The organism is Pseudomonas marginalis (genome assembly GCF_001645105.1).
GTDB classification, from domain to species: Bacteria; Pseudomonadota; Gammaproteobacteria; order Pseudomonadales; family Pseudomonadaceae; genus Aquipseudomonas; species Aquipseudomonas petroselini.
This window is the reverse complement of the sequence record NZ_LKEG01000049.1, coordinates 1-26,978: the sequence shown is the minus strand read 5'-3', so window position 1 is coordinate 26,978 and position 26,978 is coordinate 1. Positions and strand designations below refer to the sequence as shown.

Genomic DNA, 26,978 nt, shown 5'->3' with positions numbered 1-26,978 from the left:
GCTCAGCGTGTCGTCGGATGGTCCTGCCTGCGCGTCCTTCATGCAACACCTCACTCGCCTCACTACAAGGAATCAGCTATGCCGGGCCGTCGGATGCTTACCATGCTCAGTATCGTCCTGTTAGTCGTACTGATGCTTGCCAGCTACAAGGCGTTTTGGGTTTACCAACAGCTGCAAATCCTGCATGCGCCAAAGCCGCCCGTGAGCGTCGCGGTCTCCAACGCATTCGAAAAGCGCTGGCAGCGCCAGTTGCCGGCAGCTGGCACGTTCAAGGCATTGCAAGGTATCAATTTAAGTATCGAAGTTCCCGGCGTGGTCACCCAGCTGCACTTCGAGTCAGGGCAAAGGGTCGATGCAGGCCAACCGTTGCTGCAACTTGAGCACCAGACCGAACAGGCCGAGTTGGACATGGCACGGGCCGACCAACGTTTGGCCCGGCAGAATTTCGAACGCGGCAAGGAGCTGGTGACGATCAACGCCATTTCCCGAGGTGAGTACGATCGACTGAGTGCAGAGCTCACGCGGCACAATGCCCTCGTTGCGCAACGCAGCGAAGCACTGAAAAAGAAATCTATCGTCGCCCCTTTCAGCGGCATCATCGGTATTCGCCAAGTGGATCTGGGTGACTTCCTGCAAAGCGGTACGGTGATCGCCAGCCTGCAGGACACCAGCAGTCTTTACGTTGATTTCCATGTCCCCGAGCAAGCCGCCCAATTGATCACGATCGGCCAGTCGGTTCAGGTTGAAGTCTCTGCGCGCCCCGGTGTTTTCAGCCTCGCCAGCGTCAGCGCCATCAACCCGATTGTTGATGACAGCACGCGAAATGTATTGGTGCGGGCGACCCTGGCAGACCCGCCCAAAAATGTGCTGCCAGGCATGTTCGCTGACCTGCGGATACAGCTGGCCGACCCGCAATTGCACACGGTGGTTGCGGAAAGCGCGATCACGTTCAGCCCCTACGGGCAATACGTGTACGTTGTGCCCCCCCCCGATGACACCCAGGAGCATGGGCTGCAGGAAGACGGCACGCCGGTGCTGATCGCCGAGCGGCGCTTGATCCAAAGCAGCGAGCGACGCGATGGCCTTGTCGTGGTCGACAAGGGCCTGCACAAGGGTGAACAAGTCGTCACTGCTGGTCAGAACAAGCTGGTGCACGGTACGCCGGTGCATATCAGCATCGACAGGAATCAACCGGATGACCTGCCCCAGGCGACCTATCGGGAAAACCAAGAATGACGATCACCGACCTGTTCATTCGCCGCCCCGTACTTGCGCTGGTGGTGAGTCTGTTAATTGTGTTGCTGGGCTGGCAGGCGTACGGAAAATTGCCGTTGCGCCAGTTCCCACAGATGGAAAGTGCGCTGATCACGGTGACCACGGTCTCTCCAGGCTCAAGTGCCGAGAGTGTTCAAAGCTACATCACCCAACCGTTGCAGAAGAGCCTGGCCAGCGCGCAAGGCATCGATTACATGAAGTCTTCCAGTCGCCAGAACATCTCGATCATCTCGATCTACGGGCGAGTCGGCGCCGACAGCGACCGCTTGTTCACGGAGCTGCTGGCCAAGACCAATGAAGTCAGGAACCAGTTACCGCGCGAGATTGACGACCCGATACTGAGCAAGGTCGCAGCTGACAATACCGCGTTGATGTACCTGAGCTTTTCCAGCGAAACCATGAACAACGCCCAGATCACTGACTACCTGAGTCGTGTGATTCAACCTCGGCTGGTGACCCTGCCGGGCATGGCCGAAGCGCAGATCATCGGCAACCAGAGCTTTGCCATGCGCCTGTGGCTGGACCCTATAAAACTCGCTGGTTTTGGTTTGAGCGCCAGTGAGGTGACGCAGGCGATCAAGCGCTACAACGTGCAGCCCACCGCAGGTGATGTAACGGGTGAATATGTCGTCACCAGCATCCAGACCAACACCGAACTCCATTCGGTAGAGGGGTTTAATGCGATCCCCCTGAAAACCAAGGGCGACAGCCAGGTGCGCCTGGGTGACGTGGCACGCGTGGAATTGGGTTCACAGAACTACGACAGTTTCAGTACGTTCAATGGCATTCCTGCACTCTACATCAGCATCAAACCGGCCCCCGACGCCAACCCCCTGGAGTTGGCCAAGCACGTTCGCGAATTGCTGCCGCAGCTGCAATCGCAGATCCCACCTGGCCTGGACGTGGACATCGCCTACGACTCGACGCTGTACATCAACGCCTCTATCGACCAGGTGCTGTCCAGCCTGGTGGAGGCCATCGTGATCGTGGTGTTGGTGGTTTTTTTGTTCCTGGGTTCGCTGCGCTCAGCGCTAATTCCAGTCGTCACTATTCCGCTGTCACTGATTGGCACGCTGTTTTTCATGCAAGTGATGGGGTACTCCATCAACGTTCTGACCCTGCTGGCCATGGTTCTGGCGATCGGCCTGGTCGTCGATGACGCCATCGTGGTGATGGAAAACATTCACCGGCACATCGAAAGGGGTAAATCCCCTCTTGAAGCGGCTATCCGGGGTGCGAGAGAGATATGTGTGCCGGTGCTGTCCATGACCATCACACTGGCTGCGGTGTATACCCCTATCGGTTTCCTGCAAGGCCTTACGGGCGCCTTGTTCAAGGAGTTCGCCCTGACGCTCGCCGGTGCCGTGGTGATTTCCGGTATCGTCGCGCTGACCCTGTCGCCGATGATGTGCGCGGTGCTGCTACGCCCCGAAGAACAGCCCAAGGGCCTGTTCCTGATCCTGGACCGCTTCTTTAATGCGTTGAGAAAAAGCTATCAGCAACGCCTGCATCAGATCATGAAAGCGCAGTCGGTGGTCTTGGTGTTTGCCCTGGTCGTACTCGGCCTGATTCCCGTAATGCTCATGTTCACCCTTTCGGAACTGGCACCCGATGAGGACAAGGGCCTGATATTCATCCTTTCCAGTGCGCCGCAACCGACCAACCTGGCCTACCTGAATACGTATACCCAGGCATTTATCGAGCCGTTCAAGACGCTGCCCGAATACCAGGCTTCGTTCCAGATCAACGGCCTGGACGGTGTTCATTCAGGTGTCGGTGGGTTTCTACTCAAACCCTGGAAAGAGCGTGACCGCACACAGATGCAGGTACTTGCCCCCCTGCGCGAAAAACTGGACCGTATCCCCGGCCTGCAGGTCTTCGCGTTTAACCTGCCGTCCCTGCCAGGAGGGGGTGAGGGCCTGCCCTTCGGCTTCGTGCTCAGTTCCCAGCAAGACTATGAGTCGATGATGAGCGTGGCCGAACGCATCAAGCAACGTGCAATAGACTCAGGAAAATTTGCCTACGTGGATATCGACCTGGCGTTCGACCGCCCCGAAGTGGTGATCGACATCGACCGGACCAAAGCCGCGCAAATGGGGGTATCCATGGAAGAGCTGAGCCTGACCCTGGCGACCCTGCTGGCTGAAACGGAAATCAACCGATTCAGCATTGATGGCCACCTCTACAAGGTGATTGCCCAGGTCGAGCGCACCTACCGAGACAATCCGCAATGGCTGAGCCACTACGCAGTCAAAAACGCCGACGGTCAATTGCTTCCCCTTTCGACATTAATCAAAGTATCCAGCCAACAGGTGCGACCACGGCAGTTGAATCAGTTCCAACAGCTCAATTCAGTCATCGTTTCAGGATTTCCGATTGTCGGCATGAGTCATGCGCTCGAAACCCTGCAAGCAATCGCCCAAGAAGAGGCGCCACCGGGTTACACCTTCGATTACAGCAATGCTACCCGCCAGTTTGTTCAGGAGGGGAACGCGCTGTGGGGCACCTTCGGCCTGGCGCTGGCGATCATCGGCCTGGTATTGGCCGCACAGTTCGAAAGCCTGCGCGATTCCTTGGTGATACTGGTGACGGTGCCACTGTCGATAGCCGGGGCGTTGATCGCGCTGTTCCTGGGTTGGTCCACCCTGAACATCTATACGCAAATCGGTTTGGTCACGTTAATAGGCCTGATCAGTAAGCACGGAATCCTCATCGTCGAATTTGCTAACCAACTGCGCAAGGAACGGGGCCTGTCACCGCGCGCCGCCGTCGAGGAGGCAGCAGCAATCCGTCTGCGACCTATTCTGATGACCACCCTGGCGACCGTGCTGGGGGTGATCCCGCTGATTTTGTCCAGCGGCGCAGGCGCCGTCAGCCGATTTGATATTGGCCTGGTGATCGCCACCGGCATGTCGATCGGGACATTATTTACCTTGTTCGTCCTGCCATCGGTGTACGCGGCATTGACCAAAGCCGACCCAGCGGCTCGAACGGTTGGCAGCACATCCCCGCACTGATTCACTGGAAAGGGCTGACAGCCCTTTCTCACCTTTTATAACTGACAATCGGTGAGTTCCAGCCTGCCACCGACGGTAAAACTTACCCGCTGGAATACCTCCGACACTCGGAGTATGTTCCGGATGTGCCTGTCTTCGTCTGCCCCAGTTTTTCCAAGGAACCGGAATATGCTGCGCCGTCGCCTGCTGATCATGTTGGGTGTTGTCCTGTTAATTGTCCTGCTGCTGGCGGGCTATAAAGCCTTTTCCATCTATCAGCAAATCCAGGTCTTCTCCAAACCCAAGCCGCCGGTGAGTGTGGCCGTCGCCACGGCGACCGAGCAGCCCTGGCAACTGCGCCTGCCCTCGGTGGGCACGCTCAAAGCCTTGCAAGGGGTCAACCTGAGCCTGGAGGTTGCCGGCACAGTCAAGGATGTGCAGTTCGCGTCCGGGCAGAAGGTCAAGGCCGGACAGCCGCTGGTGCAACTCGACAGCGCAGTGGAAAGCGCCCTGCTGGAAACCGCCCAGGCCGACCTCGGCCTGGCCCAGCTGGACTACGGTCGCGGCAGTCAACTGGTCGGCAGCCAAGCCATCTCCAAAGGCGAGTTCGACCGCCTCTCCGCGCAACTGCAAAAGAACAAGGCCACGGTCAATCAGCTCAAGGCGTCGTTGGCGAAAAAGCACATCGTCGCGCCATTCAGCGGCACCATCGGCATTCGCCAAGTGGACGTAGGCGACTACCTGGCCAGCGGCACGGTGATCGCCACTTTGCAGGACATCAGCAGCCTCTACGTCGACTTCTATATCCCCGAGCACGCCGTGCCCAAAGTCGCCCTTGGGCAGGCCGTGCAGGTCAGCGTCTCGGCTTACCCGGGCGAACCATTCCCCGGCAGCGTCAGTGCGATCAACCCCAAGGTCGAGAACAGCACGCGCAATGTGCTGGTGCGCGCCACCCTGGCCAACCCGGAGGGCAAGCTGCTGCCCGGCATGTTCACCAGCCTGGACGTGCTGCTGCCCAATCCCGCCGCGCAGATCGTGGTGCCGGAAAGCGCGATTACCTACACCCTCTACGGCAACTCGGTGTACGCCGTGGCCGAGAAAAAAACCGAGGGCGGCGAGGTGGAAAAGGATGCCGATGGCAAGCCGCTGCTGATCGCCGAACGGCGGTTCGTCGAGACCGGTGAGCGGCGCGGCGGCCTGGTGCTGGTGAGCAAGGGCCTGAAAGCCGGCGAGCAGGTGGTCAGCGCCGGCCAGCTGAAGCTGGACAACGGCACGCCTATTGCCATCAGCCCGGACAAAAACCTGCCGGCAGGGCACTGAGCCATGAAGTTCACCGACGTCTTTATTCGCCGGCCCGTGCTGGCCATGGTGGTCAGCCTGCTGATCGTGCTGCTGGGTTTCCAGGCTTACAGCAAGCTGCCGCTGCGCCAGTATCCAAGCATGGAGAACGCCCTGATCACGGTGACCACCGCCTACCCCGGTGCGAACGCCGAGACCATCCAGGGCTATATCACCCAACCCCTGCAACAAAGCCTGGCCAGCGCCGAAGGCATCGACTACATGACCTCGGTGAGTCGCCAGAACTTCTCGGTGATCTCGATCTACGCGCGCATCGGCGCCAACAGCGACCGCCTGTTTACCGAATTGCTGGCCAAGGCCAACGAGGTCAAGAACAAGCTGCCCCAGGATGCCGAGGACCCGGTGCTGAGCAAAGAAGCCGCCGACGCCTCGGCGCTGATGTACATCAGCTTCTCCAGCGGGCAACTGAGCAATCCGCAGATCACCGACTACCTGTCTCGGGTGATCCAGCCCAAGCTCGCCACCCTGCCCGGCATGGCCGAAGCGGAGATCCTCGGCAACCAGGTATTCGCCATGCGCATCTGGCTCGACCCGGTGAAACTCGCCGGTTTCGGCCTCAGCGCCAGCGACATCACCGACGCCGTGCGCCGCTACAACTTCCTGTCCGCCGCCGGCGAGGTGAAGGGCGAGTTCGTGGTCACCAGTATCAACGCGAACACCGACCTCAAGTCCGCCGACGCATTTGGCGCGATCACGGTGAAAACCGACGGCGACAGCCGTGTGCTGCTGCGGGACGTGGCCCGGGTTGAAATGGGCGCGGAAAACTACAACGCCATCAGCTCATTTGGCGGCACGCCGTCGGTGTACATCGGTATCAAGGCCACGCCCAGCGCCAACCCGTTGGATGTGATCAAGGAAGTGCGCAAGATCATGCCGGAGCTGGAATCCCAGCTGCCGCCCACCCTCAAGGCCGAAATCGCCTACGACGCCACGCTGTTTATCCAGGCGTCCATCAACGAAGTCGTCAAGACGCTGTTTGAAGCGGTACTGATCGTGATTGTGGTGGTGTTCCTGTTCCTCGGTGCCCTGCGGTCGGTGGTGATCCCGGTCATCACGATCCCGCTGTCGATGATCGGCGTGCTGTTTTTCATGCAGTTGATGGGCTATTCGATCAACCTGCTGACCCTGCTGGCGATGGTCCTGGCCATCGGCCTGGTGGTGGACGATGCCATCGTGGTGGTGGAAAACATCCACCGGCATATCGAAGACGGCAAGACGCCTCTGGATGCAGCGCTGGAAGGTGCACGGGAAATCGCGCTGCCGGTGGTGTCGATGACCGTCACCCTGGCGGCGGTGTATGCGCCGATTGGCTTTCTCGAAGGGCTCACGGGTGCGCTGTTCAAGGAATTCGCCCTCACCCTCGCCGGTGCAGTGATCATTTCCGGCATCGTCGCCCTGACGCTGTCGCCGATGATGTGCGCGCTGTTGTTGCGTCACGATGAAAACCCTTCGGGCCTGGCTCACCGCCTCGACCGGATCTTCGACAGCCTCAAGCGCCGCTACCAGAGCATGCTGCACGGCACGTTGAACACGCGGCCGGTGGTGATCGTGTTTGCGTTGATCGTGCTGTGCCTGATCCCGGTGTTCCTCAAGTTCACCCAGTCGCAACTGGCGCCTGACGAAGACCAAGGCATTATCTTCATGATGGCCAGCGCGCCGCAGCCGACTAACCTGGACTACCTCAACACCTACACAGACGAGTTCATCAAAATCTTCAAGGAGTTCCCGGAGTACTACTCGTCGTTCCAGATCAACGGCTTCAACGGTGTGCAATCGGGCATCGGCGGTTTTCTGCTCAAGCCGTGGAACGAGCGCGACCGCACCCAGATGCAAATCCTGCCCGAGGTACAAAAGCGCCTCGAGCAGATTCCCGGCCTGCAAGTGTTCGGCTTCAACCTGCCCTCTTTGCCGGGCACGGGCGAAGGCTTGCCGTTCGGCTTTGTGATCAACACGGCCAACGACTATGAGTCGTTGCTCGATGTGGCCAACCGGGTGAAAAAGCGCGCGATGGCGTCGGGCAAGTTTGCCTTTGTCGATATCGACCTGGCATTCGACAAACCCGAAGTGGTGGTGGATATCGACCGTGCCAAGGCGGCGCAGATGGGCGTGTCGATGCAGGACCTCGGCGGCACCCTGGCGACGTTGCTCGCGGAGGCGGAAATCAACCGGTTCACCCTGGATGGACGCAGCTACAAAGTGATTGCCCAGGTCGAGCGTGCCTACCGCGACAACCCCGACTGGCTGAACAACTACTACGTGAAAAACGCCCAGGGCGAGTTGCTGCCACTCTCGACCCTGATCACGTTGACGGACCGCGCCCGCCCCCGGCAGCTGAACCAGTTCCAGCAACTCAACTCGGCGCTGATCTCGGGGTTTCCCATCGTCAGCATGGGCGAGGCCATCGACACCGTGCGCCAGATAGCCCTTGAAGAAACCCCGCCCGGATATGCGTTCGACTACAGCGGCGCGTCCCGGCAATTTATCCAGGAAGGCACGGCGCTGTGGGTCACCTTTGGCCTGGCCCTGGCGATTATCTTCCTGGTGCTGGCGGCGCAGTTCGAGAGTTTCCGTGACCCGTTGGTGATTCTGGTGACGGTGCCGTTGTCGATCTGCGGGGCGCTGATTCCGCTGTTCCTGGGTTGGTCGAGCATGAACATCTACACCCAGGTCGGTTTGGTGACGCTGATCGGTTTGATCAGTAAGCACGGGATCCTGATCGTGGAGTTCGCCAACCAACTGCGCAAAGACAAGGGCCTGACGCCACGCCAGGCGGTGGAAGAAGCGGCAGCGATTCGCCTGCGACCGGTGTTGATGACCACCGCGGCGATGGTGTTCGGCATGGTGCCGCTGATTTTCGCCACGGGTGCGGGCGCGGTCAGCCGGTTTGATATCGGTATGGTGATTGCGACAGGGATGTCGATCGGCACGCTGTTTACATTGTTTGTCCTGCCTTGCGTGTATACCTTGCTGGCCAAACCGGATAAGGCCTGACCTGCAGGCAAAAAAAAGGGCCTCGCATCGCAAGGCCCTTTTTCGGGGGTTTGAATCGTTTCAACTCTGCGGCCTCATCCCTTGAGACATTCCAAACATGAACAGCAACAACTCATGATCAGGCTTGACCGCCACACTGGTCTTGGCGACGCGCGGCAACAGGCATTGCCCGCCACCCTGCGTTGCACTGAGCACCTGTGTGCGGGGCTGTTCCCACGCCGCCAGCGCCAAGGCTGCAACGCCCAGCGCCCCGACCAGGAACAAACCTCGTGCTATTTCTAGCTTCATCTGGTTAAACCCTTGATAGCGCTGCCAAACGCCGTCTCATAAAAATAGCTGAGTTTCTTCCAGTCGGTATCGTTCCACGACGAATGGCGGCGCAATTGCAGCATGTCATGGGAGGCCGCCCGATAAGCGGTCAAACGCTGGCGGCATTTCTCGAAATCCAGCAGCGCCACTTCCACGTTGGCCGAGTCACCTTCGCCCGTCACCCGCACGAAAATATGCTTGATGTACAGGCAGCCATGCTGCCAGCGGCCCTTGTGCATACGCGCCAGGGTCCCGGCCAATTCCTTGAGCAGACGCTCGTGAACCAACTCGCCGTACTGTTCGCGGCCACCGGCGGCGTACCAGTTTTCGATTTCGTCGAAACCGTCGAGAGAGGCGGTAACCAATAACGCCTTCCATTGGTGCTCGGGGTCGCGGCGCGCCTCGCAAAACACCATCTCCGGCACTCGCACATCCAACAGGCGCAGGCCCTTGATGGCATCGCGCTCACGCAACACCGTGGGGCGGCCGAACGGGTGCAACCAGCTGCGGTAGATATGCCCAGTCTGGCGTTTGCTGTAGAGCAAGCGTCCATTGGGGCCCATGACCCGTTGCACGCCACTTTCACCGCCACGCCGACGGTTAGGCTCCTCGACCCACTCGCCCTGCTGGCGCCAGAAATAATCGAATCGCTCTTCGGGAGCTACGTGACTGCCCGCTACGCACTCAACTGCCATCCTGTTACCTCTTGCGCAATACATAGACTCGCCACATGGCGTAGAGCGGTATGAAGTCCAGGGACTCCTGGACACGGAAACCCGCTTCCTCAAATTCTGCTTCAACAGTAGCAGCCGGTAACACAAACCGGTTTTGGTAACCTTCCTGCTCACCCTTGTTGCGACGTTTTACTTCGGCGCGCTTGCGTTTCCAGGCCTTGAAATTGCCATCCACCCAAAGCGAAATGATGACGCTGTCGCGGGTAACACGCTGAAATTCCCGCAGTATCGCTAGCCTGTGAGCCGGATCACCAATATGGTGCATCAGGCGCATGCAGAAGATGCTGTCGACCGAGTTATCTGGCAAATCGATATCAAAGGCAGATGTCTGCAAGGGGCGTACCCGTTTCACCACGTCCGCCGGTTGGGCGATTGTGGCGACCTTCAACATCGACTCTGAATTGTCGGCACCGATAATCACACGGTTGGGCTTCTCCGCCAGCAACGGCCAGAACCGCCCGGCCCCGCATGGCAGGTCCAGCACCAACCCCGGCTCACCGGCCATGGCCAGCGCACCGCGCGCTAATTGCTCGTCGCGTTTGTGGGACAGCCGGCGAGCCAGATTGTCCTGATGCTTGAGCAAATAATTCTGCGCGTGCTCGTCGTCGTACTTTTCGGAAAATTCGAGTTTGATCGGGGTAGACATCACTGATCTCCAGTTACTGATGCCTACAACCTTAAGCAGTGAACTGTGATCAACAGGTCAACCAGTTGTGAAAAACTTGTCCTGTCCAATCCCATACATTTCAAGACTTTACAGACACAAGCAATGGCATGGGGCCATCTTCGCCGAATAGCGGGGATCTCTGGCAGGATTGCGGCAGGAGGGGTGGAGTCAGGCGTTGACCTGACTCAATTGCACATGAAAGCGGCAGCCGTTGGGCTCCATGGTGCTGAGGCTGACGCTCCAGCCCTGGTTTTCGCAGATCCGCTGGACCAGCGACAAGCCCAAGCCCAAGCCTTCACCGCGTTTCTCGTTGCCGCGCACGAAGGGCTCGAACATCGCTTCGCGCTTGTCTTCCGGAATGCCCACTCCGGAGTCTTCCACCACAAAACCGCTCGGCTCCAACGTGAGGCGGATAAAGCCGTGTTCGGTGTAGTGCAAGGCGTTGCGTAACAGGTTGCCCATTACCGCATGCAGGAAGGTGGTGTTGTAGCGCGTGTCCAGGGGGTTACCCGGCTGGTAGATCAGTTCCAGGCCTTTACGCTCGATTTGTTCACGCCAGATGCCGAGTAAGTCATCGGCGACCTGCGGCAACGTCACCTGTGGCGACATCGACGCATTGTCGTGTTCGGCGCGGGCAAGCATCAGGAAGGTTTGCACCAGCTCACGCATCTCTTCACACGCCCGGGCGATACGCTGTACCTGGTTACGCCCACGCTGATCGATGGCCGGGTTTTCCAGCAACAGTTCGCAGGAGCTGGCCAATACCATCAACGGCGTGCGCAATTCGTGGCTTACATCGCTGGTAAACATCTGCTCGCGGGACAGCGCCTGACGCAGCCTTCCCAGCGTGGCATCAAAGGCCACGGCCAGCTCACCCACTTCATCCGCCGCGTAGTCCGGCGCCAGGGGCGGTGCCAGGCCCAGCAACTGGTCACGGTGACGTACCTGGCGGGCCAGACGCACGACCGGTGCCATCACTTTGCGCGCCAGCACCCAACCCAGGAACACTGCCAGCGCCAGGCTGAGGACGAAGCCCACCAGCACGACCGCAAACAGCACCCGCTCGCGTTCTTCGAAATCGCTTTGATCCTGCAGCAGCACGTAGCGCCTGCCGTCAATGACTTCGACCATGGCGTGGTACGACAGCGTCTCGCGGAATACTTCATGGAACCCGGGCTCAAGGTGCCGCAAATCCTTGGGCAACTCAAAGTCGCCAGGCCCACCGCTGAAGTAAAACAGTTGGTCCGGCTCGGGCCGGTGCCGCCAGTCCTCGACCGTGTCCATCAGCAGCAGACGCTGCAAGTCACCGCCCAGGCCCGCCGAGATCAACTTTTCTTCGACCAAGTGCACAGTCGCCACGATGCCCATGGCAAAGGCGCCCGCCACCAACGCACTCATCAAGGCAAAGGCGATGATGATCCGTTGGGAAAGGCTTTGCTTAAACTCCATCACGACCCTCGGCCAGGCGATAACCCACGCCGTGCACTGTTTGCAGCAACGGTTTGGCGAACGGCTTATCGATCACTTGGCGCAATTGATGAACGTGGCTGCGCAGGCTGTCGCTGTCCGGGCAGTCATCGCCCCACAGGGCTTCTTCGAGAATTTCGCGGCGCAGCACGTGCGGGCTTTTCTGCATCAGTACCGCCAGCAGTTTCAGGCCGACCGGGTTGAGCTTGAGCAGGCGCCCCTCGCGGGTGACTTCCAGGGTGTCGAGGTCGTAGCTCAGGTCACCCACCTGCAGGGCGCGGCGACCGCCGCCCTGGGCACGGCGCAGCACGGCTTCGATACGCGCGGCCAGTTCCGACAGGGCAAACGGCTTGAGCAGGTAGTCATCGGCACCGGACTTGAAGCCCTGCAGCCGGTCGTCGAGTTGGTCGCGGGCGGTGAGCATGATCACCGGCGTGTCACGGCGGGCGTCTTCACGCAGGCGCTTGCACAGGGTGTAGCCGTCGATGCCGGGCAGCATGATGTCGAGCACGATCAGGTCGTAATGCTCGGTGGCGGCCAGGTGCAGGCCTGACAAACCGTCCTGCGCACAGTCCACGGTATAGCCCTTCAACCCCAGGTAATCCGCCAGGTTGGCGAGGATATCGCGGTTGTCTTCAACCAATAAAATTCGCATGGGCAGTGTCTCCGTACGCGGTAACGGCCGTGTTGGCTCGCGCAGCTTAAGGCCAAGTGGGGCTCAGGGATAGAGCTGAAAGGCCTGTCGATAAAGCTTTTCAACTGATTGTATTGTCGAACGAGTTTTTCACTATAGCTTCACAAACTGACTACAGTGTCAGGGCGAAGATCGCCCCCATTGATATAAGGAACATAGACATGGGTTTGTTCAAAACTGCGCCAATGCGCTATTTGCTGTTGGTAACCGGTGCCTGGCTGGTTATTTTCTTGCTCACACGCAGCGTACTGCTCATCACTCACCTGGACGAGGTCGGAGGCAACTTACTGCCGGTGTTTGGTGTGGGTGTGCTCTACGACTTGGGTTTTCTAGCCTACGCCGCCCTGCCACTGGGGCTGTACCTGCTGCTATGCCCACCCGCCCTGTGGCGCCGCCGTGGGCACCGTTGGTTCCTGCAGGCAGTGCTGACTGTCAGCCTGTTCGCCATGTTGTTTACTTCGGTTGCCGAATGGTTGTTCTGGGATGAATTCGGCGTGCGCTTCAACTTTATCGCCGTCGATTACCTGGTGTATTCCGATGAGGTGTTGAACAACCTGTTGGAGTCCTACCCGATCGGCAAACTGCTCAGCCTGCTGGCGATGCTGGCCATTGTGCTGAGCCTGGCCCTGCGCAAGCCATTCAACGCAGCGATGAGTGCCCCGCTGCCGGCGATGCGTGGTCGTCTGCTGAACGCCCTGGCCTTGCTGGTCGTCACCGGCCTGAGCCTGCAACTGATCAGCCAGGACAGCCCGCGCACGCAGGGCGGCAATGCCTACAAGAACGAGTTGGCGAGCAATGGCCCGTATCAGTTCTTTGCCGCCTTCCGTAATAACGAGCTGGATTACCCGCAGTTCTACAAAACCCTGCCGACGGACATCGTGGCACGACAACTGCGCGCTGAACTCAGCGAACCCAACGCGCGCTTCATCGGCCAGGATCCGCTGGATATCCGCCGCGCCATCACCAACCCAGGCACGCTACGTAAACCCAACATCGTGCTGGTGACCATCGAAAGCTTCAGCGCCAAGTACCTGGGCAGTAATGGCGATGGCCGCAACCTTACGCCTAACCTGGATGCGCTGCGCAAACAGAGCCTGTATTTCAATAACTTCTACGCCACCGGCACCCGCACCGATCGCGGTCTGGAAGCGATCACCCTGGCAATTCCCCCCACGCCTGGGCGCTCGATCGTCAAGCGCATCGGCCGGGAAAGCGGCTTCGCCAGCCTCGGCCAACACCTCAGCGCCATTGGCTATGACAGTGTGTTCGTCTACGGCGGGCGTGGTTACTTCGACAATATGAACGCGTTCTTCAGCGGCAACGGTTATCGGGTCGTCGATCAGAGCAGCGTGCCTGAATCGGAGATCTCGTTTAAAAACGCCTGGGGCATGGCCGACGAGGATCTGTATAAACAGACCCTCAAGCTGGCCGATGCCGACTACGCCAAACAGCAGCCGTTTTTGTTGCAACTGATGACCACGTCCAACCATCGCCCCTACACCTACCCGGACGGGCGCATCGATATCAAATCCGGCAACGGCCGTGATGGCGCGGTGAAATACACCGACCATGCCATCGGCGAGTTCCTGGAGGCAGCACGCCAGAAGCCGTGGTTCGATAACACGATTTTCGTGTTCGTCGCCGACCACACGGCCGGCAGCGCGGGCAAGGAAGACTTGCCTATCACCAACTACCAGATTCCACTGTTCATCTATGCGCCCAAGCTGATCGATGCTCGGGAAACCGCGCAACTGGCCAGCCAGATCGACCTGGCGCCAACCTTGCTGGGCCTGATCAACCTGAGCTACGAATCAACCTTCTTCGGCCGCAACCTGTTGCAGGACAACCCGCTGCCACCGCGCGTAGTGGTCGGTAACTATCAACACCTGGGTTTGTTTGACGGCACTGACCTGGCGATCCTCAGCCCACGCCTGGGTCTGCGTCGCCACGATCAAGCCCTGGGCGAGAGCCAGGAGCTGCGGGTCGGCAGCGATGACGCGTTGATCCAACGGGCGATCACCTACTACCAAGCCGCCAGTTACGGGTTCAAGCAGCAATTACTTGGATGGCGAGCCCCCAAGGACGAGGCTCCGGTACTTAGCAAGCGTTAACGAACACGTCCCGTGCCGTTCGGTACGGGATTCTTCAAGCAGGGTTCGTCATGCAGTCCACACTCGCGGCGCCGGCTTCCAAGCCACTCAATCTTTGGCTGTGCCTGGGCATACCCGCCGGTGGCGCGCTCCTGATGCTGTTGCTGGAGCTGACATCGCTGGACATGGACCTCGCCAAGCGTTTCTACAATGCGGCGGATGGCGGCTTCATCGGGCGTTACAGTTTCTTCCTTGAAGACATCCTGCATGACCGTGCCAAGCAATTGGTCATCCTGTTTTCGGTCCTGGCGATTCTAGGGCTTGTCGGCACCTTCATCCTGCAACGGCTCAAGCCTTATCGCCGCGAACTCGTCTGCCTGGTCCTGTCCCTCGGCCTGGCGACGGCCTTCGTCTCGCCGTTGAAAACCATCACCGCCGTGCAGTGCCCCTGGAGCCTCAAGGAATTCGGCGGCCAGGAAACCTACAGCGCACTGCTGAGCTCGCGCCCGCCCACGGATAAACCTGGGCGCTGCTGGCCCGGCGGTCATGCGGCAACCGGGTTTGCCTTGTTTGCCTGGTTCTTTGCGCTACGCGATCGCCGGCCACGCCTGGCGCGCAAGGCATTCATCTTTGCCATCGGCCTGGGCAGCGCTTTTTCAGTGAGCCGCATGCTGCAAGGCGCCCACTTCTTCTCCCACAATGTATGGACGGCGATTTTCTGTTGGTTAATCTGCCTGGGCCTGTACTGCCTGTTGCTCTACCGGCCCTCGAGGGTTGAGGTGCCGCAGGTGCGGGAACTCCACACGTAGACGGGCAACCTGTTCAACCACTGCCGATGCCCATACAGGTACAAAAAAGCCCCGCCTGCATCACTGCAGGCGGGGCTTATTCAGAGCGGGGGTAAGGCTGGCTTACATCATGCCGCCCATGCCACCCATGCCGCCCATGTCTGGCATACCGCCACCGCCAGCGCCTTCAGCCTTAGGCTTGTCAGCGATTGCAGCTTCGGTGGTCAGGATCAGGCCGCCGATGGAGGCTGCAGCTTGCAGCGCGGAACGAGTCACCTTGGTAGGGTCCAGGATGCCCATTTCGATCATGTCGCCGTAGACGCCAGTCGCAGCGTTGTAACCGTAGTTACCTTTGCCGTTCTTGACTTCGTTGACCACAACGCTTGGCTCGTCGCCGGAGTTGGCAGCGATCTGGCGCAGCGGCGCTTCAACAGCACGACGCAGCACAGCGATACCAACGTTCTGGTCAGCGTTGTCGCCGGTCAGGTTGGTCAGGGCTTCCAGAGCACGGATCAGCGCAACGCCACCGCCAGGTACCACGCCTTCTTCAACGGCTGCGCGGGTTGCGTGCAGGGCGTCTTCAACGCGGGCTTTCTTCTCTTTCATTTCAACTTCGGAACCGGCGCCAACCTTGATCACTGCAACGCCGCCGGACAGCTTGGCCAGACGCTCTTGCAGTTTTTCACGGTCGTAGTCGGACGAAGTCTCGGCAACCTGGGCGCGGATCTGAGTGATGCGCGATTGGATGTCGCCTTCAACGCCAGCACCGTCAACGATGATGGTGTTTTCCTTGGAGATGGTCACGCGCTTGGCACTACCCAAGTTTTCCAGGGTGGCGCTTTCCAGGCTCAGGCCGATCTCTTCGGAGATAACGGTACCGCCGGTCAGAACGGCGATGTCCTGCAGCATGGCCTTGCGACGGTCGCCGAAGCCTGGAGCCTTGACGGCTGCGACTTTAACGATGCCACGCATGTTGTTCACAACCAGCGTCGCCAGGGCTTCGCCTTCAACGTCTTCGGAAACGATCAGCAGTGGGCGGCCGGCTTTGGCAACGGCTTCCAGCACTGGCAGCATTTCGCGGATGTTGGAGATTTTCTTGTCGACCAGCAGGATCAGCGGGCTGTCCAGCTCGGCAACCATGGTTTCCGGCTTGTTGACGAAGTACGGGGACAGGTAGCCACGGTCGAACTGCATGCCTTCTACAACCGACAGTTCGTTTTCCAGGCCAGTGCCTTCTTCAACGGTGATCACGCCTTCTTTACCGACTTTTTCCATGGCTTCGGCAATGATGTCGCCGATGGAGCTGTCGGAGTTGGCGGAGATGGTGCCTACCTGAGCGATAGCCTTGGTGTCAGCGCATGGCTTGGACAGGTTTTTCAGCTCAGCAACGATGGCGATGGTCGCCTTGTCGATGCCGCGCTTGAGGTCCATCGGGTTCATGCCGGCAGCGACGGCTTTGTAGCCTTCGTTGACGATCGCCTGGGCCAGGACGGTAGCAGTGGTGGTGCCGTCGCCTGCGTCATCGTTGGCACGGGAGGCAACGTCTTTGACCAGCTGCGCGCCCATGTTTTCGAAACGGTCTTCCAGTTCGATTTCTTTGGCGACGGAAACGCCGTCCTTGGTGATGGTCGGAGCGCCGAAGCTCTTCTCGATGATCACGTTACGGCCTTTCGGGCCCAGGGTCGCTTTTACTGCGTCAGCCAGGACGTTGACACCGGTGAGCATTTTCTTGCGGGCGGAATCGCCGAATTTAACTTCTTTAGCAGCCATGATCGATATTCCTTAAATACTTTGTAGTAACGGGAAAATGAGCGGGGAAATCAGTCTTCCAGAACGGCGAGAATCTCGTTCTCAGCCATAACCAGCAGGTCTTCGCCGTCGACTTTCACAGTGTTGCTGCCGGAGTAAGGGCCGAATACAACCTTGTCACCGACTTTAACGGCCAGCGCACGTACATCACCGTTTTCCAGGGTCTTGCCTGGGCCAGCAGCGACGATCACACCGTGGTTGGCTTTTTCAGCAGCCGAACCTGGCAGAACGATCCCGCCGGCGGTTTTCTTTTCTTCTTCGCTGCGACGGATTACGACGCGGTCGTGCAGAGGACGAAGCTTGCTCATTGTCGATCTCTCCTAATTGTGTTTTTCATCGGCCGGTGTGTGTACCGGCGGGTTGTCTTCCGGCTGTGCCGGTCGCGCCTCGCCAAGCAAGACGCGGAAGTCTGTCTGGTGTCGCCACCAGAAACCTTGCGGTGACCGTTACATAAGGGCGCATAAGCTTATTACAAGGGGCCGCGGCGGAAATTTTTTACCTGTGCCGACGGCTGAAAGCAACACGGCACCCGAAGGTGCCGTGCCAATGAAGCGGTTATTTGCTGTCGCGGTGTTCGAACTCACCTTCGATCACATCGCCTTCACGCCCCAGGGGCTGGCGCGGAGCCGGGCCACCACGGGGTTGCAGGTCTTCGGCGAAGGCACGCTGGCGAATCGCAGCCTCTTCAGCCCGCTGGCGCATCTTGCCGGCCAGCAGCTTACGGGTGACCGGCAGCAACATCACCAGGCCTACCACATCGCTGATAAAGCCTGGCAGGATCAACAGGCCACCGGCCAGGGCCATCATCAGGCCTTCAAGCATGGTCTGCGCGGGCAGTTCGCCACGGTTGAGGCTTTCACGGGCACGTAGCGCCGTGGCCAGGCCGGCGACGCGCAGCACCAAGACGCCGAGCATCGAGCCGAGAATGATCAGCAACAGGGCCGGGAAAAACCCGATCGCACCGCTGACTTGAACAAATACGAACAGCTCCAACACCGGGAACAGCAGAAAGAGCAATAAAAAAGGGCGCATCAAATGGTTCCTCAACGCAAGAATGCCTTGCCAGTCCACCTTAGATGACGTCGCCATTTCGTGAATTCAAGCGTCAGCGGCCTCTTTTTTCGGCCAGACCTCGGCGTGAGCCAATGAAACCAGTGCTTCGCGGACTTGTGTCGGCGTGTTGCAAGGCGCTGCAAACGGCAACCAATGCAACGACTGGCCAATACGCAAATGCATGCCTTCGCTGTCGATGCCCGCCAACTGCGCAGGTTCGGTGGCAGGCAGGCCTGCCAGTTCAACGTAGTGGGCAATGGCCTTGGTGTGATCGCTGTTCATGTGTTCGATCATGCCGCGCTCAGCCTGGCCGGCGAACGGGTTGACCAGGGTCAGTTGGTCAACCCAGTGAATCGCGCCAAAGCCGCCGATGTAGCGGTGGCGCACCGGCTTGAGTACCCAGAAGTCGAAGTCGTGGGCCTTGTGGTAGTTGGCCGAATCGGGGAAGTACCGATAGTAGCGTTCGGCCGCAGCTTCAATCGCGGCGCCCTCTTCCAGTTTTTCGGCTTCGGCCAGGTAGGTCAGGCGCCCGACCGCCTGCACGTCATCCGCCTCACGTTCACCCACCAGCAATGAGCACTTGGGGTCTTTTTGCAGGTTATGGGTGTGCTGGGCAATCCGGCTGATCAGGATCAGCGGGCGGCCCTGCTCGTCCAGGCAATACGGCACGACCGACCCGAAAGGGAAACCGGGCATGGCCTTGGACAATGTGGAGAGGGCCCCACGGTATTCCTTGAGCAACAGCTCTCGGGCGTTCTTGGCAACCTGTGCGCTCAACGTTTGACTCCTCGGGTATTCCGCCGCCCATGGCATATGGGAATGGATCTCAACACAAGGTAATCAATCTACGCACCAGTTGCCAGAGGCTCTCCTGCCGGGATGTGTCGAAGGCTGTTACCAGGCCACACCGAAGCCTGCGGTGTAACGGGTCTTGCTCAGGCTGCTTTCCGAGTCGCCACTGATGACATCGCGTTCAGCCTTGAGGTTGAGCGAGGCCCATTCGGTGACTTTGTAGCGCAGGCCCATTTCCGCATCCAGGGAATACTCCGCCGGACCACCGATGGGTTTGCCGAGTTCGCCGCTGGTGAAGAACTCAACGGTCTTGCCTACCAGATAGCGGTTGTAGTTCCACTTCATGGCCAGGGAATAGAAGTTGTCCTTGCCGCCGTCGGAATATTCGTAATCGGTGCGGTTAACCAGCGAACCCAGGGAGAATGCCCCCAGCTCATCGTCCCAGAACTGGTAGCCCGGGCCGGTACCGACCGTACGCTGGCGGGCGAGGTCTTCAACCTTGTCACGCTTGTAGGTCAAGCGACCTTGCCAGAACCAATGTTCGGTCAGGAAGCGGTCGAGGTCGTATTCCAACGCCCAGTTGTCGGTGGTGGTCACGTCGTCCTGGAATTCGCGGTTGTACTCGCCCTGCCCGGTATGGCGCCATTGGCCATGCCGCGCGGTGGTCTTGAAGTCGACATCGTAGTCGTTGGTGTCCTTCTCGGCGCGCTTGTAGTCCAGCGCCATGTCGACATTGCCCTTCCATACCAAGTCTTCGATCACCGGCTTGGGCTTGATGATCTGCTGGATACTGGCAAGGTCGACGGTCTTGGGCGCCTCGCCATTGGCCAGCACCACTTTGCCATCATCCGCCGCTTGCAATGATTTGGCCTTCTCGCCCGTGTAGGCATCCTGCTTGACCAGCAACTCCTGGTCGCTTTGCAGGGTCTTGACCTGCTTCCAGTCCACCGGGATGGCGCCCGCGTAGTCGGTCTGGATCAGCAACTTACCGCCGTCGAAGACCTTGATCTTGCCGGTCAGGCGGTCACCGTTCTTTAACCACACGGTATCTGCGAGCAAGGGCGTTGAGGCGCTGACAACAGCGAGGCACAGCAGGGTTCTGGACAACATAAGCGGATTCGAGGCTCGGGCTTGGCGAAAAGAGGGCATTATCGTGTTAGATAACGTCTTAGCAAGGACTGACTCAAGGATCGGGGTTGAGTTCAATGCCCATCGCCATGTTTACAGACGTTTCTTACACAAATGACGACGATTTCAACGGATAGACTCACAGTGAATAAATCTGCCGAGCCCCCGCAAAGCCCCGCCGAGATGCGCCGCACCGCGCTGTACCTGACCCTGGCGCAAGTGCCTGAAGGTTGCGTGGTCAGTTACGGCGAGCTGGCACACCTGGCCGGGCTCGGACGCGCGGCGCGCTGGGTGGGCCGCACCTTGAGCCAGCTTCCCGAAGACACCAAGCTGCCTTGGCACCGTGTATTGGGTGCCGGTGGTCGGATAAGTCTGCCGGCGGGCAGTGCGTCAGGTGACGAACAGCGCGCGCGTTTACGCGATGAAGGTGTCACTGTCCGCAACAATCGCGTGGATATTCAGCGCCATGGCTGGCGCCCGGTAGAGCACAGCGGTTAGAGTGCGCGCTTTGTTTCCGCAAACCTGAGGCAGACTCCAGCCCATGCCCCGTAAAACCTGGCGCGCCGCGCTCGCCGCCTATGCCAGCCCCTCGACGTTAGTCCTGTTGTTGCTCGGCTTTGCCGCCGGCTTGCCTTACATGTTGGTGTTCTCGACGCTTTCAGTGTGGTTGCGTGAGGCCGGTGTGGCCCGCGAAACCATCGGTTACGCGAGCCTGATCGGTCTGGCGTATGCCTTTAAATGGGTCTGGTCGCCGCTGCTCGACCAATGGCGCCTGCCGTTGCTCGGCAAACTCGGACGCCGCCGCTCCTGGCTGGTGTTGGCCCAATCGCTGGTGATCCTCGGATTGATCGGCATGGGCTTTTGCGACCCGCAGAAACACTTGTCCTGGCTGATCGCTATCGCCGTCGTCGTGGCCTTCGCGTCGGCGACCCAGGACATCGCCGTCGACGCCTACCGCCTGGAAATCGCCGACGACAGCCGCCAGGCTGCCCTGGCCGCCAGCTACATGTCCGGTTATCGCATCGCCGCGCTGCTGGCCACGGCGGGTGCACTGTTCTTTGCCGAAGGCTTCGGTTCCACCGGCTTCAACTATAAACACTCAGCCTGGACCGGCACCTATGTGCTGTTCGGCGTGTTGATGATTCCTGCGCTGCTGACCACCCTGTTCATGCGCGAACCCAATGTGCCACTGCGCACCCAGTTGCAGGCCGGGCGCTACAGCTTCGTGCATCAATTGGTCTCGGTGTTTGTGCTGATCGTGTTGCTGGTGTCGGTGCCGGCGATGTTCACCCAACTGTTCAACACGGATTTCGCAAGCGTGCTGTTCCACGGCATGAGCCTGTGGGACTTGCTGATGGAAGACCGTGCCTTCCTGCGCGCCATCCTCTATATCACCCTGACCGCCCTGTGCCTCTCGGCCATGGGTCGACGCGGCCTGGCCCCTGTGCTGACGCCGGTCAATGACTTCATCCTGCGCTACCGCTGGCAAGCATTACTGCTGCTGGGGCTGATCGCCACCTATCGCATGTCCGACACGGTGATGGGCGTGATGGCCAACGTGTTCTACATCGACCAGGGCTTCACCAAGGACCAGATCGCCGGGGTCAGCAAGATTTTCGGCCTGATCATGACGTTGGTGGGTGCCGGCATGGGCGGCCTACTGATCGTGCGCTTCGGCATCCTGCCGATCCTGTTTATCGGCGGTATCGCGTCGGCCGGTACCAACCTGCTGTTCGTGATGCTGGCGGACATGGGCCCGGACCTGCAGATGCTGATCTTCACCATCTCGCTGGACAACTTCAGCTCGGGGCTGGCGACCTCGGCGTTCGTCGCCTACCTTTCAAGCCTGACCAACCTGAAGTTCTCCGCCACCCAATACGCCCTGCTCAGCTCGATCATGCTGCTGCTGCCGCGCCTGATCGGTGGGTATTCGGGGGTGATGGTCGAAAAGTTCGGGTATCACAATTTCTTCCTGATCACCTGCATGTTGGGTGTGCCGACGTTGTTGCTGATTGCGCTGCATTGGTATCAGGAGAATCGGCGGATTCGGTTGAATCCACCGGTAGACGACTGACACACATGCTTGTGTAGTGAGGGAGCTTGCTCCCGCTGGAGTGCGAAGCGCCCCTATAAAAGCCGGCTCCAGCTGCGCTGTCGAACGGGAGCAAGCGCCCTCACTACAAACAGCCCTGTATTCTGATGCCTGTACGGCGGCAGCTTGCGCCCGTACAATCCCAAGTCATTTCAAGTCCAAGCAACCGACAACGGCCTACCATGCGTACCAGTCAATATTTGCTCGCCACACAGAAAGAAACGCCTTCCGACGCGGTCGTGATCAGCCATCAGCTGATGCTGCGCGCCGGTATGATCCGCAAACTGGCCTCCGGCCTGTACACCTGGCTGCCCATGGGCTTGAAGGTGATGCGCAAGGTCGAAGCCATCGTGCGTGAAGAGATGAACGCCGCCGGCTCTCTGGAAGTGTTGATGCCGAGCACCCAACCGGCTGAGCTGTGGCAGGAATCCGGGCGCTGGGAAGAGTACGGCCCTGAACTGCTTCGCTTCAAGGACCGTCATGGCCGCGACTTCTGCGCCGGCCCGACCCACGAAGAAGTGATCACCGACCTGATGCGCAACGAGCTGAGCAGCTACAAGCAGCTGCCGCTGAACCTGTATCAGATCCAGACCAAATTCCGTGACGAAATCCGCCCACGCTTCGGTTTGATGCGCGGCCGCGAATTCATCATGAAGGACGCCTATTCGTTCCACGCTGACCAGGCGTCCCTGCAGGTCACCTACGACCGCATGCACCAGGCCTACTGCAACGTGTTTACGCGCCTGGGCCTGAAATTCCGCCCGGTTGAAGCGGACAACGGCTCCATCGGCGGTGCCGGCTCCCACGAATTCCACGTGCTGGCCGAGTCCGGCGAAGACGATATCGTATTCAGTAACGGTTCCGACTACGCCGCGAACATCGAGAAAGCCGAAGCCGTGCCACGGGAAACCTCCCGTCCAGCGCCGGCCGAAGAGCTGCGCCTGGTGGATACGCCAGAGACCAAGACCATCGCGGCCCTGGTGGAGAAATTCAATCTGCCGATTGAAAAGACCATCAAGACCCTGATCGTGCACGCCGAAGAAGAAGGCAAGCTGATCGCCCTGGTGATTCGTGGCGACCACGAGCTCAACGAAATCAAGGCCGCCCAGCAACCTGGCGTGGCCAGCCCGCTGGTCATGGCCTCCGACGCCGAACTGCGCGACGCCATTGGCGCCGGTGCCGGCTCCCTCGGCCCGTTGAACCTGCCGCTGCCGATCATCATCGACCGCTCGGTCGAGCTGATGAGCGACTTCGGGATCGGCGCCAACATCGACGACAAGCACTACTTCGGCGTGAACTGGGAACGTGACCTGCCGGTGCCAACCGTGGCCGACCTGCGTAACGTGGTGGCCGGCGACCCAAGCCCGGATGGCAAGGGCACCCTGGAAATCAAGCGCGGCATCGAAGTCGGGCACATCTTCCAGCTGGGCAACAAGTACAGCAAGGCGATGAAGTGCGAAGTGCTGGGCGAGAACGGCAAGCCGATCACCCTGGAAATGGGTTGCTACGGCATTGGCGTATCGCGCGTGGTGGCCGCAGCCATCGAGCAGAACAACGACGAGAAAGGCATCATCTGGAGTGACGCCCTGGCGCCGTTCCAGGTTGCCCTGGTACCGCTGCGTTATGAAACCGAGCAAGTGCGCGAAGCCACCGACAAACTGTATGCCGAACTGACGGCCGCCGGTTTTGAAGTGTTGCTGGATGACCGGGACAAGAAAACCAGCCCGGGCATCAAGTTCGCCGACATGGAACTGATTGGCATCCCACACCGGATCGTGGTCAGTGACCGCGGCCTGGCCGATGGCAATCTGGAATACAAGAGCCGGACCGAAGCCGAAGCCCAACCGTTGCCGGTGGCTGACGTGCTGTCTTTCCTTCAGGCGCGTATTCGTCGCTGAAAACCAGATCAAGAGAAGTCATGTTCAAGCGAAACACCAGAGCCCTGGGGGGCGCCGCCTTGTGCGGCGCCCTGCTGGTCAGCGGCTGCGCCAACCAGATGTCGCAACGCAGTGAGCACGAGGAGCGGGTCGAGCGTAAGTTACTCGACCACAGCCTGCAGATCGATGTAGGCGAACCCAAAGTGCTGGAGCTGCCGCAACGCCGGGTACGCATTCACGAGCAAAAGACCTTCGAGGTCACCGAGTTCGAAGTCACCCGTCGCTACGATCGCTACACCCCTTACCAACCCTGGCGCAAACTCTATGAGATGCCCTTGGGCGCGGTCGCTTTGGTGGCGGGCGCGGGCGCCAACGTGGTGAACATCTTCGCCCTCGGCAACCTGCCGACCAGCATGACCCACGACTGGCTGACCTACGGTGTGGACGGTCTCAACCCGTTCATGAACGTGCAATCCCACGGCCGTGCGCAACAGAACCTGGCGGGCATCGATGAAGTCCAGCGCGACAAGCGTGTGGAGTATTCGAGCCTGCCCTGGAGTGAACGCCCGGTGCAGGTCACTGCCGGCAAGCAAGTGCATGAGCTGACCACCGACCGCAACGGCGTGCTGCGCCTGAACCTGTTGGACAGCCCGTTTGCCGAGCAGGACTTGAACCGCGTCACGACCCTGAAGATCAGCGTGGAAGATGGCCAGGACGATGTGCATTCGGACTCGACCCTGGCGATCAGCAACACCCTGCGCGGCAAGTTGCTGGAAGCCCATGGCCTGATCTACGACGACCTGGAAGACGACGAAGTCAGCCAGTGGGTGCACCGCGTCAAGCGCCTGTCGGAGCTGGGCCTGGAAGAGGAAGCCAGCGAGCTGGAACAAAGCCTGATCGAACTGACCCGCAATGATCCCGAGTTGCAGCAGGAATTCCTGCAGGCACTGACCAAGGATGCGGGGCGGCTAGTCGCAGACCCTGGAGCACGCTGAGACGCTCGAAGTGTTGCAGATCAAATGTGGGAGAGGCTTGCCCCCTCCCACATTTTGGTTCCGGGTTCCTACCAAGAGAACTCGAGCTGCTCGTTGCCATTGCTCAGGTCCAGCAACCGCACACCAATCCCCAACAACCGCACCGGCTTCCCGCCACGATTGAACGCCTGGGTCAGCAGTTGCTGATAACTCTCCAGGTCCCGCCCGGCCCCCGCCTGTTCCAGCGTCGTCTGGGTAAAGTCATGAAACTTCACCTTAACGAACGGCTTGCCCGCACGGTAACTGCTGTCGATGCGCGCCATGCGTCCGGCCAGGGTTTCCATCAATTCGGGGAGTTTGGCCAGGCAGCTTGAGAGGTCCGGCAGGTCCACGTCGTAGGTATTTTCTACACTGATCGACTGCCGGCGACTGTCGTTCTGCACCACACGATCATCGATCCCACGGGCCAGGCTCCACAGCCGCTCGCCAAAACTGCCGAATTCGCGCACCAGCGCCAGCTTGTTCCATTCACGCAACTGCAAGCAGTCTTCTATGCCCAGGCGCGCGAGCTTGTCGGCGGTGACCTTGCCCACACCGTGCAACTTGCTCACTCGCAACTGCGAGACAAAGTCTTCGACCTGGTCCGGGGTGATCACGAACAACCCGTTGGGTTTCTTCCAGTCACTGGCGATCTTGGCCAGGAACTTGTTCGGCGCCACGCCTGCGGACACGGTGATATGCAATTGGTTGGAGACGCGGCGGCGAATGTCCTGGGCGATACGCGTGGCGCTGCCGCCAAAATGCGGGCTGTCGGACACGTCCAGGTAGGCTTCATCCAGCGACAGCGGTTCGATCAGGTCGGTGTAATCGCGAAAGATCGTCTGGATTTCCTTCGACGCTTCCTTATACGCATCCATGCGCGGCTTGACGATGGTCAGGTCCGGACACAACTTCAAGGCATGGCGTGACGACATCGCTGAGCGCACCCCGTAGGCGCGTGCCTCGTAGTTACAGGTAGCGATCACCCCGCGCCGGTCCGCCGAGCCGCCCACCGCCAACGGCTTTTGCGCCAGGCTCGGGTCATCGCGCATCTCGATGGCGGCGTAGAAGCAATCACAGTCGACGTGGATGATTTTGCGCTGCGTCATATAAACGGGGTGTGAACCTACGGGGCGCCAGTATCGCATTCACACCTGTATATAGCACCAGTAGTTTGAATCTTCCGCTTGAGCGGTAGGAAAATTCCAAGATGAATTTATTTTCTCAATCGAATTTCGCATCCCAATAGAGCTGAAACCCTCGGCCCTACTGGCCCAGAGCCTCATCCGGCGTCAGCTTGGAGAGCTAACCACTTGAACCACAAGCGCTTTTCTTCAATTCACAGGTTGACACACACGCGTTCCTCTGTAGAATGCCGACACACAGACGCGGGATGGAGCAGTCTGGTAGCTCGTCGGGCTCATAACCCGAAGGTCGTCGGTTCAAATCCGGCTCCCGCAACCAAACATCAAAAAAGGCTACTCGAAAGAGTGGCCTTTTTTGTGTCTGCTTTTTTTGTGTCTGCTTTTTTTGTGCGTGCTTTTTTGTAGTGAGCGGGCTTGCCCCGCGCTGGGTGGCGAAGCCGCCCCAAACCAGGCGACTTGGTTTATCAGGCGCTCGGCGGTGTCTTTGTTGGGGCGGCTTCGCCACCCAGCGCGGGGCAAGCCCGCTCACCACAACAACCCTGCTCACCACAACACCCCCACTCCACCACAACACCCCCGCTCACTACAAAAGCGTTTTCTATCGCGTACTTAGGGTCATCCCTTTCAAGGTCTTTAGTAAAATCCCCTGAAATTTCATTCAGGGGTACCGAAAGATGTGGGCCGATGTTCTAGCGCGTT

At 59.5% G+C, this 26,978-nt stretch carries 21 protein-coding genes and 1 tRNA gene; 11 read left to right on the top strand and 11 right to left on the bottom strand.

Going from position 1 to position 26,978, the window contains the following annotated elements; all coding sequences use genetic code 11:
- Positions 1 to 78 precede the first annotated feature (78 nt).
- The 4 genes from AO064_RS21395 (at position 79) to AO064_RS21380 (ending at position 8,621) form a co-directional block, all read left to right on the top strand.
- Positions 79 to 1,236 carry an efflux RND transporter periplasmic adaptor subunit gene (locus AO064_RS21395; RefSeq protein WP_064054587.1) on the top strand — a complete coding sequence of 386 codons (1,158 nt, stop codon included), beginning with the start codon at positions 79 to 81 and terminating at the stop codon, positions 1,234 to 1,236.
- Entirely contained in the window at positions 1,233 to 4,292 is a 3,060-nt protein-coding gene (locus tag AO064_RS21390) for a multidrug efflux RND transporter permease subunit (RefSeq protein WP_064054586.1), read from the top strand. Before AO064_RS21395 ends, AO064_RS21390 begins: the two co-directional genes overlap by 4 nt.
- Positions 4,293 to 4,460: 168 nt before the next feature.
- A complete protein-coding gene (locus AO064_RS21385) occupies positions 4,461 to 5,591 on the top strand; it encodes an efflux RND transporter periplasmic adaptor subunit (protein WP_064054585.1) in 1,131 nt (376 codons plus the stop codon).
- A 3-nt stretch (positions 5,592 to 5,594) separates the two neighbouring features.
- Complete coding sequence (locus AO064_RS21380; RefSeq protein ID WP_064054584.1) at positions 5,595 to 8,621, top strand: multidrug efflux RND transporter permease subunit; 3,027 nt, start codon at positions 5,595 to 5,597, stop codon at positions 8,619 to 8,621.
- Between the two features lie 60 nt (positions 8,622 to 8,681).
- On the opposite strand, the gene AO064_RS21375 is transcribed toward AO064_RS21380, so the two are convergent.
- The 5 genes from AO064_RS21375 to colR form a co-directional block, all read right to left on the bottom strand.
- Positions 8,682 to 8,909, bottom strand: coding sequence for a hypothetical protein (locus tag AO064_RS21375; RefSeq protein WP_015885673.1), 228 nt, complete (start codon positions 8,907 to 8,909; stop codon positions 8,682 to 8,684).
- Positions 8,906 to 9,625 (bottom strand): lipopolysaccharide kinase InaA family protein, encoded by a 720-nt coding sequence (locus AO064_RS21370; RefSeq protein WP_015885674.1) that lies wholly within the window; start codon positions 9,623 to 9,625, stop codon positions 8,906 to 8,908. The genes AO064_RS21375 and AO064_RS21370 overlap by 4 nt, the downstream gene beginning before the upstream one ends.
- A 4-nt stretch (positions 9,626 to 9,629) precedes the next feature.
- Positions 9,630 to 10,310, bottom strand: a complete 681-nt coding sequence (locus tag AO064_RS21365) for a class I SAM-dependent methyltransferase (protein ID WP_064054583.1) — start codon at positions 10,308 to 10,310, stop codon at positions 9,630 to 9,632.
- Between the two features lie 189 nt (positions 10,311 to 10,499).
- On the bottom strand, positions 10,500 to 11,780 hold the full coding sequence (locus tag AO064_RS21360) for a sensor histidine kinase (protein ID WP_015885676.1): 1,281 nt from the start codon (positions 11,778 to 11,780) through the stop codon (positions 10,500 to 10,502).
- Positions 11,770 to 12,453: a two-component system response regulator ColR gene (colR, locus tag AO064_RS21355; protein WP_003175870.1), complete on the bottom strand. Its 684-nt coding sequence runs from the start codon at positions 12,451 to 12,453 to the stop codon at positions 11,770 to 11,772. The genes AO064_RS21360 and colR overlap by 11 nt, the downstream gene beginning before the upstream one ends.
- 200 nt (positions 12,454 to 12,653) lie before the next feature.
- Here colR and AO064_RS21350 point away from each other — a divergent pair, with 200 nt between their 5' ends.
- A complete protein-coding gene (locus tag AO064_RS21350; protein WP_064054582.1) occupies positions 12,654 to 14,603 on the top strand; it encodes an LTA synthase family protein in 1,950 nt (649 codons plus the stop codon).
- A 50-nt stretch (positions 14,604 to 14,653) separates the two neighbouring features.
- Positions 14,654 to 15,391 (top strand): phosphatase PAP2 family protein, encoded by a 738-nt coding sequence (locus AO064_RS21345; RefSeq protein WP_064054581.1) that lies wholly within the window; start codon positions 14,654 to 14,656, stop codon positions 15,389 to 15,391.
- Between the two features lie 102 nt (positions 15,392 to 15,493).
- Here the strand turns inward: AO064_RS21345 and groL are convergent, their stop codons facing one another.
- The 5 genes from groL to AO064_RS21320 all read right to left on the bottom strand — a co-directional run bounded on the left by groL (position 15,494) and on the right by AO064_RS21320 (position 20,134).
- Positions 15,494 to 17,140, bottom strand: coding sequence for a chaperonin GroEL (gene groL / locus AO064_RS21340; RefSeq protein ID WP_046035259.1), 1,647 nt, complete (start codon positions 17,138 to 17,140; stop codon positions 15,494 to 15,496).
- A 50-nt stretch (positions 17,141 to 17,190) separates the two neighbouring features.
- The gene (locus AO064_RS21335) at positions 17,191 to 17,487 is read right to left on the bottom strand and encodes a co-chaperone GroES (RefSeq protein WP_003175874.1); all 297 of its coding nucleotides are present in this window, start codon (positions 17,485 to 17,487) and stop codon (positions 17,191 to 17,193) included.
- Between the two features lie 247 nt (positions 17,488 to 17,734).
- Positions 17,735 to 18,211 (bottom strand): FxsA family protein, encoded by a 477-nt coding sequence (locus AO064_RS21330; protein ID WP_064054580.1) that lies wholly within the window; start codon positions 18,209 to 18,211, stop codon positions 17,735 to 17,737.
- Positions 18,212 to 18,277: 66 nt separating this feature from the next.
- A complete protein-coding gene (locus AO064_RS21325; protein WP_064054579.1) occupies positions 18,278 to 19,009 on the bottom strand; it encodes a HugZ family pyridoxamine 5'-phosphate oxidase in 732 nt (243 codons plus the stop codon).
- A 117-nt stretch (positions 19,010 to 19,126) separates the two neighbouring features.
- Positions 19,127 to 20,134: a DUF481 domain-containing protein gene (locus tag AO064_RS21320; protein WP_046035257.1), complete on the bottom strand. Its 1,008-nt coding sequence runs from the start codon at positions 20,132 to 20,134 to the stop codon at positions 19,127 to 19,129.
- A gap of 201 nt (positions 20,135 to 20,335) precedes the next feature.
- On the opposite strand from AO064_RS21320, the gene AO064_RS21315 reads away from it, so the two are divergent.
- The 4 genes from AO064_RS21315 (at position 20,336) to AO064_RS21300 (ending at position 25,116) form a co-directional block, all read left to right on the top strand.
- Positions 20,336 to 20,650: an MGMT family protein gene (locus AO064_RS21315; protein WP_046035256.1), complete on the top strand. Its 315-nt coding sequence runs from the start codon at positions 20,336 to 20,338 to the stop codon at positions 20,648 to 20,650.
- Positions 20,651 to 20,693: 43 nt separating this feature from the next.
- Entirely contained in the window at positions 20,694 to 22,226 is a 1,533-nt protein-coding gene (locus AO064_RS21310) for an AmpG family muropeptide MFS transporter (RefSeq protein WP_015885684.1), read from the top strand.
- Between the two features lie 200 nt (positions 22,227 to 22,426).
- Positions 22,427 to 24,142 carry a proline--tRNA ligase gene (locus AO064_RS21305; protein WP_064054578.1) on the top strand — a complete coding sequence of 572 codons (1,716 nt, stop codon included), beginning with the start codon at positions 22,427 to 22,429 and terminating at the stop codon, positions 24,140 to 24,142.
- Positions 24,143 to 24,162: 20 nt separating this feature from the next.
- The gene (locus AO064_RS21300; RefSeq protein ID WP_015885686.1) at positions 24,163 to 25,116 is read left to right on the top strand and encodes a hypothetical protein; all 954 of its coding nucleotides are present in this window, start codon (positions 24,163 to 24,165) and stop codon (positions 25,114 to 25,116) included.
- A 68-nt stretch (positions 25,117 to 25,184) separates the two neighbouring features.
- On the opposite strand, the gene dinB is transcribed toward AO064_RS21300, so the two are convergent.
- Positions 25,185 to 26,243 carry a DNA polymerase IV gene (dinB, locus tag AO064_RS21295; RefSeq protein ID WP_064054577.1) on the bottom strand — a complete coding sequence of 353 codons (1,059 nt, stop codon included), beginning with the start codon at positions 26,241 to 26,243 and terminating at the stop codon, positions 25,185 to 25,187.
- Between the two features lie 278 nt (positions 26,244 to 26,521).
- Here dinB and AO064_RS21290 point away from each other — a divergent pair.
- Positions 26,522 to 26,598, top strand: a tRNA-Met gene (locus AO064_RS21290).
- Positions 26,599 to 26,978 lie beyond the last annotated feature (380 nt).

Excerpts from the sequence above, each read along its gene's own strand:
- AO064_RS21300 (WP_015885686.1), top strand. The coding sequence starts at position 24,163 with ATGTTCAAGCGAAACACCAGAGCCCTGGGGGGCGCCGCCTTGTGCGGC.
- colR (WP_003175870.1), bottom strand. The coding sequence starts at position 12,453 with ATGCGAATTTTATTGGTTGAAGACAACCGCGATATCCTCGCCAACCTG.
- dinB (WP_064054577.1), bottom strand. The coding sequence starts at position 26,243 with ATGACGCAGCGCAAAATCATCCACGTCGACTGTGATTGCTTCTACGCC.
- AO064_RS21335 (WP_003175874.1), bottom strand. The coding sequence starts at position 17,487 with ATGAGCAAGCTTCGTCCTCTGCACGACCGCGTCGTAATCCGTCGCAGC.
- AO064_RS21390 (WP_064054586.1), top strand. The coding sequence starts at position 1,233 with ATGACGATCACCGACCTGTTCATTCGCCGCCCCGTACTTGCGCTGGTG.
- AO064_RS21305 (WP_064054578.1), top strand. The coding sequence starts at position 22,427 with ATGCGTACCAGTCAATATTTGCTCGCCACACAGAAAGAAACGCCTTCC.
- AO064_RS21315 (WP_046035256.1), top strand. The coding sequence starts at position 20,336 with ATGCGCCGCACCGCGCTGTACCTGACCCTGGCGCAAGTGCCTGAAGGT.
- AO064_RS21330 (WP_064054580.1), bottom strand. The coding sequence starts at position 18,211 with ATGCGCCCTTTTTTATTGCTCTTTCTGCTGTTCCCGGTGTTGGAGCTG.
- AO064_RS21350 (WP_064054582.1), top strand. The coding sequence starts at position 12,654 with ATGGGTTTGTTCAAAACTGCGCCAATGCGCTATTTGCTGTTGGTAACC.
- AO064_RS21365 (WP_064054583.1), bottom strand. The coding sequence starts at position 10,310 with ATGTCTACCCCGATCAAACTCGAATTTTCCGAAAAGTACGACGACGAG.
- AO064_RS21320 (WP_046035257.1), bottom strand. The coding sequence starts at position 20,134 with ATGTTGTCCAGAACCCTGCTGTGCCTCGCTGTTGTCAGCGCCTCAACG.
- AO064_RS21310 (WP_015885684.1), top strand. The coding sequence starts at position 20,694 with ATGCCCCGTAAAACCTGGCGCGCCGCGCTCGCCGCCTATGCCAGCCCC.
- AO064_RS21375 (WP_015885673.1), bottom strand. The coding sequence starts at position 8,909 with ATGAAGCTAGAAATAGCACGAGGTTTGTTCCTGGTCGGGGCGCTGGGC.
- AO064_RS21370 (WP_015885674.1), bottom strand. The coding sequence starts at position 9,625 with ATGGCAGTTGAGTGCGTAGCGGGCAGTCACGTAGCTCCCGAAGAGCGA.
- AO064_RS21380 (WP_064054584.1), top strand. The coding sequence starts at position 5,595 with ATGAAGTTCACCGACGTCTTTATTCGCCGGCCCGTGCTGGCCATGGTG.
- AO064_RS21360 (WP_015885676.1), bottom strand. The coding sequence starts at position 11,780 with ATGGAGTTTAAGCAAAGCCTTTCCCAACGGATCATCATCGCCTTTGCC.
- groL (WP_046035259.1), bottom strand. The coding sequence starts at position 17,140 with ATGGCTGCTAAAGAAGTTAAATTCGGCGATTCCGCCCGCAAGAAAATG.
- AO064_RS21345 (WP_064054581.1), top strand. The coding sequence starts at position 14,654 with ATGCAGTCCACACTCGCGGCGCCGGCTTCCAAGCCACTCAATCTTTGG.
- AO064_RS21395 (WP_064054587.1), top strand. The coding sequence starts at position 79 with ATGCCGGGCCGTCGGATGCTTACCATGCTCAGTATCGTCCTGTTAGTC.
- AO064_RS21385 (WP_064054585.1), top strand. The coding sequence starts at position 4,461 with ATGCTGCGCCGTCGCCTGCTGATCATGTTGGGTGTTGTCCTGTTAATT.